At 74.5% G+C, this 1,563-nt stretch carries 1 protein-coding gene and 1 pseudogene; both read left to right on the top strand.

Features of this window, described 5'->3' with window-relative positions; all coding sequences use genetic code 11:
- Window positions 1-276: 276 nt before the first annotated feature.
- A complete protein-coding gene (locus B7L92_RS37910) occupies window positions 277-996 on the top strand; it encodes a response regulator transcription factor (protein ID WP_174704086.1) in 720 nt (239 codons plus the stop codon).
- A pseudogene (locus B7L92_RS37905) lies at window positions 993-1,563 on the top strand (two-component sensor histidine kinase); the annotation flags it as partial. The gene B7L92_RS37910 and the pseudogene B7L92_RS37905, both read left to right, overlap by 4 nt.

The raw sequence follows: 1,563 nt of genomic DNA, 5'->3' as shown, positions 1-1,563 counted from the left end.
CCGGATCCGACTCCCGGGCGGTCGCGTCGGCCGCCGCGACGGGCAGGGCGCGGGGCGGGTCGTAGGCGGTGCCCGCCATCACCGTGTGGACGCCCCACCACGACAGCGTGACCGCCGCGCCCGTGGCGAGCAGCCAGGCCAGCACGTGTACGAGTCCTCTGCGCATCGTCGGCCCATCTTGCCCCACCCGCCCCACCGGTGTCGCGCCCGCGGGGGTGTCCGGAGTTGTCCACAGGCCCGCACGAGGCCCGCCCGGCATGGCGTACGGTGCCGCCCATGGCAAGTGTTCTCGTGGTCGAGGACGACCAGTTCGTCCGCTCGGCGCTGATCCGGCAGCTGACCGACGCCTCGCACACCGTGCGCAGCGTCGGCACGGCGCTGGAGGCGCTGCGCGAGGTCGCCCATTTCCGCTTCGACGTGGTGGTCCTGGACCTCGGACTGCCCGATCTGGACGGGTCCGAGGCCCTGAAGATGCTGCGCGGGATCACGGACGTGCCGGTGATCGTCGCCACCGCCCGGGACGACGAGACGGAGATCGTGCGGCTGCTGAACGCCGGTGCGGACGACTACCTGACCAAGCCCTTCTCGGTGGAACACCTCTCGGCCCGGATGGCCGCCGTGCTGCGCCGGGCCCGGTCCGGCGGCGGGGAGAGCGCGCCGTCCCCCGTGCTCCGGGTCGGCGGACTGACCGTCGACCCGCTGCGCCGCCAGGCCGAACTGGACGGTTTACGGCTCGACCTGACCCGGCGTGAGTTCGACCTGCTCGCCTTCCTGGCCGGGCGGCCCGGTGTGGTGGTGTCCCGCAGGGAACTGCTCGCCGAGGTGTGGCAGCAGTCCTACGGCGACGACCAGACCATCGACGTCCACCTGTCCTGGCTGCGGCGGAAGCTGGGGGAGACCGCCGCCCGGCCCCGCTATCTGCACACCCTGCGGGGCGTCGGCGTGAAGCTGGAGCCGCCCGCCGCCCCCGCGCCCGGAGGGGAGCCGCCGCGATGAGATGGGCGCTGGTGAAGGTGTCGCTGGCGGTGACCGCGATGGTCGTGATCGCGTTCGCGGTACCGCTCGGTCTGGTCATCCGGGAGATGGCCCGCGACCGCGCCTTCTCCAACGCCGAACGGGAGGCGGCGGCCCTCGCCCCCGCGCTGTCCATCACCACCGACCGCGACCAGCTCGAGCGGGTCGTCGCCTCCACCGGCTCCGACACCGCCATGGCCGTGCACATCCCGGCCGGCGACGGGAGCGAGGCCCTCGAGATAGGACGCCGGCGGACCGCCGCCGAGGACATCGCGGCGGTGCGGGAACTGGGGCGCGCCTCCACCTCCGCGGTGCCCGGCGGCTCGGCCCTGCTCCAGCCGGTCGCGCTCAGCACCGGTGAGATCGCCGTGGTCGAGGTGTTCGTCCCCGAGTCCGAGGTCACCAACGGCGTCGGCACGGCCTGGGCGGTGCTCGCGGCGGTCGGGACCGCGCTGATCCTCGGCTCGGTCGCGGTCGCCGACCGGCTGGGCGTGCGGATGGTGCGGCCCGCCCGGCGGCTGGTGGAGGGGGCGCGCGAGCTGGGGGAGG

Source organism: Streptomyces viridosporus, from assembly GCF_002078235.1.
Lineage (GTDB): Bacteria > Actinomycetota > Actinomycetes > Streptomycetales > Streptomycetaceae > Streptomyces > Streptomyces viridosporus.
Note: the sequence above shows the minus strand (reverse complement) of the source record. Positions and strands in the feature narration are given on the sequence as shown.

Coding starts and splice junctions, on each gene's coding strand:
- B7L92_RS37910 (WP_174704086.1), top strand. CDS start 277: ATGGCAAGTGTTCTCGTGGTCGAGGACGACCAGTTCGTCCGCTCGGCG.